At 63.0% G+C, this 7,465-nt stretch carries 10 protein-coding genes; all 10 read right to left on the reverse strand.

The window, feature by feature from the left end; translation table 11 throughout:
* Nucleotides 1–99: 99 nt before the first annotated feature.
* On the reverse strand, nucleotides 100–576 hold the full coding sequence (locus ACEW8Q_RS03985) for a type II toxin-antitoxin system RatA family toxin (RefSeq protein WP_373502758.1): 477 nt from the start codon (nucleotides 574–576) through the stop codon (nucleotides 100–102).
* A 3-nt stretch (nucleotides 577–579) separates the two neighbouring features.
* The gene (gene lipA / locus ACEW8Q_RS03990) at nucleotides 580–1,530 is read right to left on the reverse strand and encodes a lipoyl synthase (protein ID WP_373502759.1); all 951 of its coding nucleotides are present in this window, start codon (nucleotides 1,528–1,530) and stop codon (nucleotides 580–582) included.
* A gap of 6 nt (nucleotides 1,531–1,536) precedes the next feature.
* The gene (locus tag ACEW8Q_RS03995) at nucleotides 1,537–1,821 is read right to left on the reverse strand and encodes a GlsB/YeaQ/YmgE family stress response membrane protein (RefSeq protein ID WP_373502760.1); all 285 of its coding nucleotides are present in this window, start codon (nucleotides 1,819–1,821) and stop codon (nucleotides 1,537–1,539) included.
* A 54-nt stretch (nucleotides 1,822–1,875) separates the two neighbouring features.
* Nucleotides 1,876–2,160 carry a hypothetical protein gene (locus ACEW8Q_RS04000; RefSeq protein WP_373502761.1) on the reverse strand — a complete coding sequence of 95 codons (285 nt, stop codon included), beginning with the start codon at nucleotides 2,158–2,160 and terminating at the stop codon, nucleotides 1,876–1,878.
* Nucleotides 2,161–2,195: 35 nt separating this feature from the next.
* Nucleotides 2,196–3,635 carry a dihydrolipoyl dehydrogenase gene (gene lpdA / locus ACEW8Q_RS04005; protein WP_373502762.1) on the reverse strand — a complete coding sequence of 480 codons (1,440 nt, stop codon included), beginning with the start codon at nucleotides 3,633–3,635 and terminating at the stop codon, nucleotides 2,196–2,198.
* 50 nt (nucleotides 3,636–3,685) lie between these two features.
* Nucleotides 3,686–4,324, reverse strand: a complete 639-nt coding sequence (locus ACEW8Q_RS04010) for an SGNH/GDSL hydrolase family protein (RefSeq protein ID WP_373502763.1) — start codon at nucleotides 4,322–4,324, stop codon at nucleotides 3,686–3,688.
* A gap of 10 nt (nucleotides 4,325–4,334) precedes the next feature.
* Nucleotides 4,335–5,648: a pyruvate dehydrogenase complex dihydrolipoamide acetyltransferase gene (locus ACEW8Q_RS04015; RefSeq protein WP_373502764.1), complete on the reverse strand. Its 1,314-nt coding sequence runs from the start codon at nucleotides 5,646–5,648 to the stop codon at nucleotides 4,335–4,337.
* A gap of 34 nt (nucleotides 5,649–5,682) precedes the next feature.
* The gene (locus tag ACEW8Q_RS04020) at nucleotides 5,683–5,976 is read right to left on the reverse strand and encodes a hypothetical protein (RefSeq protein ID WP_373502765.1); all 294 of its coding nucleotides are present in this window, start codon (nucleotides 5,974–5,976) and stop codon (nucleotides 5,683–5,685) included.
* A gap of 55 nt (nucleotides 5,977–6,031) precedes the next feature.
* Nucleotides 6,032–6,370 carry a DUF5076 domain-containing protein gene (locus ACEW8Q_RS04025; RefSeq protein WP_373502766.1) on the reverse strand — a complete coding sequence of 113 codons (339 nt, stop codon included), beginning with the start codon at nucleotides 6,368–6,370 and terminating at the stop codon, nucleotides 6,032–6,034.
* Nucleotides 6,363–7,465: pyruvate dehydrogenase complex E1 component subunit beta (locus tag ACEW8Q_RS04030; protein WP_373502767.1), on the reverse strand; the 1,103-nt coding region annotated here is incomplete at its 5' end. The genes ACEW8Q_RS04030 and ACEW8Q_RS04025, both read right to left, overlap by 8 nt.

The following is a 7,465-nucleotide window of genomic DNA, read 5'->3' on the forward strand; positions in this document are numbered from 1 at the left end:
GCGGCGCGGCGGCGAGGTCATTCACAGAGCCTTGCGGCTGGGCGACATCGGGCGGGGCCGGGTCAGGCTGGAGACGGCCGTCGAGGCCATCGCGATGGCCTATGAACTTGCGGCCTTCGACCCGCCATAAAGTTTGTATGCCCGGTCTTCAAAAGCATTCATCATGCGGCGCACCACCATGTCGAACATGCCGGACAGCACGAACTGCAGCGTGCGGCTCTTCAACTGATAGTCAACCGTGAGGTTGATCTCGCAGTGGCCGGGCTCGGCCGGCAGGATGCGCCATTCCGAATTGAGGTGCTTCACCGGCCCCTCTGTCGACACGGCGACGACGGTATGGGCCGTGCGGTCCACGGTGACGCGGCTCGTCAGCGTCTCCTCGATGCCGAGTTTCTTGTAGAGCACGGTGAGATCGGCTTCGAATGTCTCGCGTCCATCGGGGAGATGCTCGTGGTTGCGCACGACGGATCGCTTCACCAGCGGCAGGAAGGTCCGGTACTGGCCCACATCGGCGGAGATCGCGAAGACCTGTTCCACGCTGAACGGAACCTTGCGGGAGATATTGAACTTCGGCATTCGTCAGTTTCCGGATTGCTTGCTGCGTGCCGCCCTCAGCCTTGCGAAATCCTCGCCCGCGTGATGCGACGAGCGTGTGAGCGGCGAAGAGGCCACCATGAGGAAGCCCTTGGCATAGGCGATGGTTTCATAACCCTTGAATTCATCGGGCGTCACAAAACGGTCGATGGCGGCGTGCTTGCGGGTGGGTTGGAGATATTGCCCGATGGTGATGAAGTCGATGTCGGCCGAGCGCATGTCGTCCATCACCTGCATCACCTGCTCACGGGTCTCGCCCAGGCCCACCATGATGCCCGACTTGGTGAACAGCGTCGGATCAAGTTCCTTCACCCGCTGCAGAAGCCGCAACGAATGGAAGTAGCGGGCACCGGGCCTGATCCTGAGGTAGAGCGAGGGCACGGTTTCGAGATTGTGGTTGAACACGTCGGGCTTCGCTTCGACCACCATGTCCAGCGCGCCTTCCTTTTTCAGGAAGTCAGGCGTCAGCACTTCGATTGTGGTCTTCGGTGACGCAGAACGGATGGCGCGGATGGTGCGCGCGAAGTGATTGGCACCTCCGTCCGCCAGGTCGTCGCGGTCGACGGACGTGATGACGGCGTGTTCGAGCCCCATGCGGGCGATGGCGTCCGCCACCTTCTCGGGCTCGTCCTGCGTCAGGGCGTCCGGCATGCCCGTCTTCACGTTGCAGAAGGCGCAGGCCCTAGTGCAGGTGTCGCCCATGATCATGAAGGTCGCGTGCTTCTTCGACCAGCACTCACCGATATTGGGGCAGCCAGCCTCCTCGCAGACCGTGACGAGCTTGTTCTCGCGCACGATCTTCTGCGTTTCCGCAAATACCGGCGATCCCGGCGCTTTCACCCTGATCCATTCCGGCTTCTTGAGGATCGGCGTATCGGGCTTGTGCGCCTTCTCGGGGTGGCGCGGCTTCGTCGTGGCGTCGAGGATGGTGACCATGGGGCTCTAGCGGCTTCTGACCAGCTTCACGACGAAGAGCAGCACGATGGCGCCGATCGCCGCGACGATGAGATTGCCCCAGAACCAGCCACTGAAGAATTCACCGAGCTGAATGTTGAACGCGTTCGCCAGAAAGGCACCGATGTAGGAGCCGATGATGCCGACGATGATGTTCATGATGATGCCCTGGTCGGTCTTCATCACCTTCTCGGCGATCCATCCGGCCAGTCCGCCAATCAGCAAAGTGCCGATCCAGCCCACGCCGCCGCCGAGATCCATCAGGTTGTTCATGTCGCGTTCCCCACAGTTGGATGATGCCAGATATGGCCCAGCCCTGCCCGTGCATCAAGGAGATTTCACGGCGCCTTTCGTCCAGAAATCGAGGGTTTTCTGTTGCTGTTCCGGGGTTTGCCTGATTTCGGGCACACCTCCGCTTGCAGCGAAGATCAGACCTGAGCCGACAAGCATGGCGATTGCGGGCTTCGCCAGCCCGCCGACAAGCGCGCCAGAGAGCAGGCCGCCCAACTTCTTCCCTCGCTCGAACCACAAGCTGAAAATCGCTGCGCCGAACACGGCAAGCACCACGTCCAGCACGTCGAAGGCATCGAGGATGGCGGCAGTCTGGTCCATTCCGGCCCAGACTGCGCCTCGTCCCTTAACGAAACCTACATGTGGATGACGCGGCCATAGGCATCGAGCACGCTCTCGTGCATCATCTCGGACAGCGTGGGATGCGGGAACACCGTGTGCATCAGCTCTTCCTCGGTGGTCTCCAGCCCCATGGCGACCACGAAGCCCTGGATCAGCTCGGTCACTTCCGCGCCCACCATATGGGCACCGATCAGACGGCCCGTCTTGGCATCGAAGATGGTCTTGACGAGTCCCTGGTCTTCACCAAGCGCGATGGCCTTGCCATTGCCGAGGAACGGAAAGCGCCCGATCTTCAACTCGAAGCCTGCGGCCTTCGCCTTTGCTTCGGTGAGGCCCACGCTCGCCACCTGCGGGTGGCAATAGGTGCAACCCGGAATCTGTTCCTTCTTCATCGGGTGCGCATCGAGCCCCTTGATCTTCTCGACGCAGATGACGCCCTCATGCTCGGCCTTGTGGGCCAGCATCGGCGGGCCTGCCACGTCGCCGATGGCATAGACGCCCGGAACATTGGTGCGGCCATAGCCATCGATGACGACGCAGCCCTTCTCGGTCTTGACGCCCAGCGCCTCGAGACCCAGCCCCTCGATGTTGCCCTGCACGCCCACCGCGGAAATCACACGGTCGACGGTGAGCGTCTCCGACTTGCCGCCCGCCTCGATTGTCGCGGTGACGCTATCGGCACCCTTCTCCAGCTTCGCCACCTTGGCGCCCAGCCTGATCTTGAGGCCGAACTTTTCGAGCTGCTTCTGCGCGATCTTTGATATCTCGGCGTCTTCCACCGGCATGATCTGGTCCATGATCTCGACCACCGTCACGTCCACGCCCATGGCATTGTAGAAGGACGCGAACTCGATGCCAATGGCGCCTGAGCCGACGACCAGCAGCGACTTCGGCATGGCCTTCGGCACCATGGCCTCGAAGTAGGTCCACACCAGCTTGCCGTCGGGCTCAAGGCCCGGCAACACGCGAGGACGCGCACCCGTCGCAACGATGATGTGCTTTGCCGTATAGGTTCCGGCACCCGCCGCGCCCTTGGGTTCGGGGTGTTGCGGCTGCATGGCGGGTTTCGCAGGCTTCGCCACCACCACCTCGTTCGGCTTCGTCAGTTTCGCCTCGCCCCAGATCACGGTGACTTTGTTCTTCTTCAGCAGCATGGTGACGCCGCCGTTGAGCCGGCCCGAAACCCCGCGCGAGCGCTGCACCACGGCCGCAGCGTCGAAGCTGATGTTGTCGGCGGAAAGCCCGTAGTTCTTGGCATGCTTCATGTAGTGGAAGATCTCGGCCGAACGCAGAAGCGCTTTCGTCGGGATGCAGCCCCAGTTGAGGCAGATACCGCCCAGATGCTCGCGCTCCACCACGGCTGTCTTCAGGCCCAGTTGCGCCGCGCGAATTGCCGCCACATAGCCGCCCGGTCCGCCGCCGATGATGATGATGTCGAAACTGTTGTCGGCCATGTTTTCTTCTCCTTCTTCCCTTCTCCCATCCTGCGGACGGGAGAAGGAAGCTAGATCCCCAGAATCCCCTTCACCACCGGCACCAGTGCCGTGCCGATCGCCGCCGTGTTCGCGGCGTCGAGATGCCCGCCGTCGGTCGGGTCGGCCTTGGCCACCTGCCCCGCATCGAAGAAATGAACGCCCATTTCCTTCGCCACGATGGCGTAGTGATGCGCGAAGAGCTTCGACTCCGGGATGGCGTGGTTCCACAGGTTGCTGAAGAACTCGTCTTGTGTTTCGCACAGCGGCGGCGGCGCCACGATCAGCACGTCCGGTGCCTTGTAGGCGGGGAGGTAGCCGAAACTCCTCGTGATCTCGACCAGCCGCACCATGCCCATCCGCGCATCGAAGGCACGGCAGCGGGCGGCGAACTTGATGTCGTTGGTGCCGAGGAAGATGATGACCAGGTCGAGCGGCTGGTGCGTGGCCAGCAGCATGGGCAGCGCGTCGGAGCCCTTGCGGTTGTCGAGGCAGGTGCCGTCGTCATAGATCGAGGTGCGGCCATTGTGCCCCTCCTCGATCACATGCGCCTTGCCGCCAAGCCCCTTCGCCAGCACGTTCGGCCAGCGGACATCGAACAGATGCCGCGTCCACTCGCCAGCCTTGAAACCCCACGTGAGCGAGTCGCCGAATGCGAGAATGTTTTTCATCTTGAATTCCTCACACCAGCATCAGCCCGGGTTCTTCGAGATAGATCTTGATCGCCCCGATGAACTCCGCCCCGAGCGCGCCGTCGATGCAGCGATGATCCGTGGACAGAGTAATCGTCATCTGCTGCTCGATCACGATGTCATTGCCGCGCACCACCGGGCGGCGCTCGCCGGTGCCAATGGCGAGGATGGAGCCATGCGGCGGGTTGACGATGGCGGCGAAGTTCTTGACGTTCATCATGCCCATGTTGGAGACCGCCGCCGAGCCGCCGGTATATTCCTCGGGCTTCAGCTTGCGGCCCTTGGCGCGGGCCGCGTAGTCCTTCATCTCGGCTGAAATCTGCGCCAGGCCCTTGGTCTCGGCCTTGCGCACGATGGGCGTGATGAGGCCGCCGGGGATCGACACGGCCACGCCGATGTCGGCATGCTTGTGCTTCACCATGGCGCTGTCGGTCCACGAGACATTGGCATCCGGCACCTTGACCATTGCCATGGCCATGGCCTTGATGATGAAGTCGTTGACCGAGATCTTCCAGAGGGGCTTGCCCTCCTTGTCCTTCGGCGCTTGCAGGTTGAGCCGCTCGCGCAAGCCCAGCAGGTTGTCGAGGGTGACATCCACCGAGACATAGAAATGGGGGATCGTCTGCTTCGACTCGGTGAGGCGCCGGGCGATCGTCTTGCGCATCCCGTCATGCGGCACGAGGTCGTAGGAGCCGGCCTCGAACAGCTTGAGCACGGCCTCGTCGGAGGGCTGGGTCGCCAGCGCGGCGGCGGCTTTCGGCGCTGCAGCGGGGGCTGCACCGGGCTTCGCGTTCTCGACGTCCTTCAGGATGATGCGGCCATGCGGGCCCGATCCCAGCAGCGCCGCGATGTCGATCCCCTTCTGCTTGGCGATACGCTTGGCGAGCGGCGAGGCGAAGACGCGGGTGCCAGAGCCCGGCGCACGTTGTGCGCCCCCCTCTCCCGCAAGGGGAGAGGGGGGAGGAGCAGCGGTTGGACTTCCCTCTCCCCTTGCGGGAGAGGGTGGCGCGGCCTTGGCCGCGACGGGTGAGGGGCTGGCCGCAATATCCCCCACTTTCTCGCCCTCGCCCAGAATGACGGCGATCGGCGTGTTGACCAGAACATCCTCGGTGCCCGCCGCCACCAGCAGCTTGCCGATGGTGCCTTCGTCCACGGCCTCCACTTCCATCGTGGCCTTGTCGGTCTCGATCTCGGCCAGCACGTCGCCGGACTTCACCGTATCGCCTTCATTCTTCAACCACTTGGCAAGCTTGCCCTTTTCCATGGTGGGCGAAAGGGCGGGCATCAGGACATTCACTGGCATCGTCGGTCTTCCCCATTTCGTCTGGCATTCACCTTCAGGGTGCTAGGTCCTGGCGGTGAACCATGATCTGCACGGGACCATCCGTCTCGCGGAGGCCCCGCGCATGTTTGTCGCGCGCGGCGTGGTGGATTTCGGTCAGCAGCCGGTCGAACGCATCGAGAAAAACTTCGGAACCGACCAGCCCATGCTTCGGCACATGCGGGTCGCAATGCTGCAACGCATAGAGCGTCACGCCGCACATCACCTCATCATCCCCGTCCCGGCCCTTGAAGCGGATGCATTCTCCGTCAAATAGCCGGTCCTCATCGAGGAAAGCGAGTTGTCCCATGTCAACCTCCCGTGTTGCGTTCTCTCCTCAGCTGCCGCTTCGTTTCCACCAAACCTTATGACTTGTTCGCCAGCGGCGAGAGCTGTGCCGCGACCTTGTTGAGGTCTTCGTTCAGCACCTTGCGGATCGCCGCGAAATTCTCATGAGCCTTGCCGTGGCCCATTTCCTCGCAGGCCTGCGCCACCTGCTGCGCCATGCCGGCGAGCACATGGCCCCACACCTCGGCCTTGCCGAAGGCCATGGCATGGAGCGAGAGGCTTAAGCCCCCGCCGGTGATCCAGGCGCGCGCCACTTCACCCGCCTTCGGGTCATGAAACACCTCATGCGGCGGCTGCAACTGGTGCGGGTGAATATCGTGGCTGTGGTCGTGATGGTGATGATCGTGATCAGACATAGAGAACGGCCTTTGCTGCGGCGACCACCTCATCGGCATTGGGCAGCGCCAGTTTTTCGAGATTGGCCGCATAGGGCATGGGAACGTCCTTGCCGGCGACGCGTGCGACGGGCGCGTCGAGGTAATCGAAGGCATGCGTCATGATCTGGGCGGCGAGTTCTGAGGTGACCGAGAACTGCGGATAGCCCTCCTCCACGCAAACGCAGCGGTTGGTCTTCTTGACGCTCTCCACCACCGTGGGGAGGTCCATCGGGCGGATGGTGCGGAGGTCGATGACCTCGGCCTCGATGCCCTCTGCGGCGAGCTTGTCGGCAGCGGCCAGCGCATAGGTCATCCCGATGCCGAAGGAGACGATGGTCACATGCTGGCCGACCCGCGCGACGCGGGCCTTGCCGATGGGAACGATCCATTCATCGATCTTCGGCACGTCGAAGCTCTTGCCATAGAGAATTTCGTTCTCGAGGAAGACGACCGGATTGGGGTCGCGGATCGCCGCCTTCATCAGGCCCTTCGCGTCCGCCGCCGTATAGGGCATCACTACTTTCAGGCCCGGAATGGAGCCGTACCATGCGGCATAGTCCTGGCTGTGCTGGGCGGCGACGCGGGCGGCGGCACCGTTGGCGCCGCGGAACACGATGGGGCAGCCCATCTGGCCACCCGACATGTAGAGCGTCTTGGCAGCGGAATTGATGATGTGGTCGATGGCCTGCATCGCGAAATTGAAGGTCATGAACTCGACAATGGGCCTCAAGCCAGCGAAGGCCGCGCCCACGGCAAGTCCGGTGAAGCCGTGCTCGGTGATGGGCGTGTCGATCACACGCTTCGGCCCGAATTCGTCCAGCATGCCCTGGCTGATCTTGTAGGCGCCCTGGTACTGGCCCACTTCCTCGCCCATCAGGAACACGTCCGGGTCACGCCGCATCTCTTCCTGCATGGCAGAACGGATCGCCTCGCGCACCGTCATCGACACCATTTCCATGCCGGGCGGCACTTCCATGGATTCGGGAGGGGCGACGGGAAGGTCGGGACCGGAGAAGGTCGGTCCGGGGCTCGGCGCTGCGGCGGGAGCGGCAGCCTCCGCCGCCGGTTTCGGTG

The sequence above is a fragment of the Aestuariivirga sp. genome, assembly GCF_041738905.1.
GTDB lineage: Bacteria > Pseudomonadota > Alphaproteobacteria > Rhizobiales > Aestuariivirgaceae > Aestuariivirga.

Excerpts from the sequence above, each read along its gene's own strand:
- ACEW8Q_RS04020 (WP_373502765.1), bottom strand. The coding sequence starts at position 5,976 with ATGGGACAACTCGCTTTCCTCGATGAGGACCGGCTATTTGACGGAGAA.
- ACEW8Q_RS03985 (WP_373502758.1), bottom strand. The coding sequence starts at position 576 with ATGCCGAAGTTCAATATCTCCCGCAAGGTTCCGTTCAGCGTGGAACAG.
- ACEW8Q_RS04000 (WP_373502761.1), bottom strand. The coding sequence starts at position 2,160 with ATGGACCAGACTGCCGCCATCCTCGATGCCTTCGACGTGCTGGACGTG.
- ACEW8Q_RS03995 (WP_373502760.1), bottom strand. The coding sequence starts at position 1,821 with ATGAACAACCTGATGGATCTCGGCGGCGGCGTGGGCTGGATCGGCACT.
- lpdA (WP_373502762.1), bottom strand. The coding sequence starts at position 3,635 with ATGGCCGACAACAGTTTCGACATCATCATCATCGGCGGCGGACCGGGC.
- lipA (WP_373502759.1), bottom strand. The coding sequence starts at position 1,530 with ATGGTCACCATCCTCGACGCCACGACGAAGCCGCGCCACCCCGAGAAG.
- ACEW8Q_RS04015 (WP_373502764.1), bottom strand. The coding sequence starts at position 5,648 with ATGCCAGTGAATGTCCTGATGCCCGCCCTTTCGCCCACCATGGAAAAG.
- ACEW8Q_RS04025 (WP_373502766.1), bottom strand. The coding sequence starts at position 6,370 with ATGTCTGATCACGATCATCACCATCACGACCACAGCCACGATATTCAC.
- ACEW8Q_RS04010 (WP_373502763.1), bottom strand. The coding sequence starts at position 4,324 with ATGAAAAACATTCTCGCATTCGGCGACTCGCTCACGTGGGGTTTCAAG.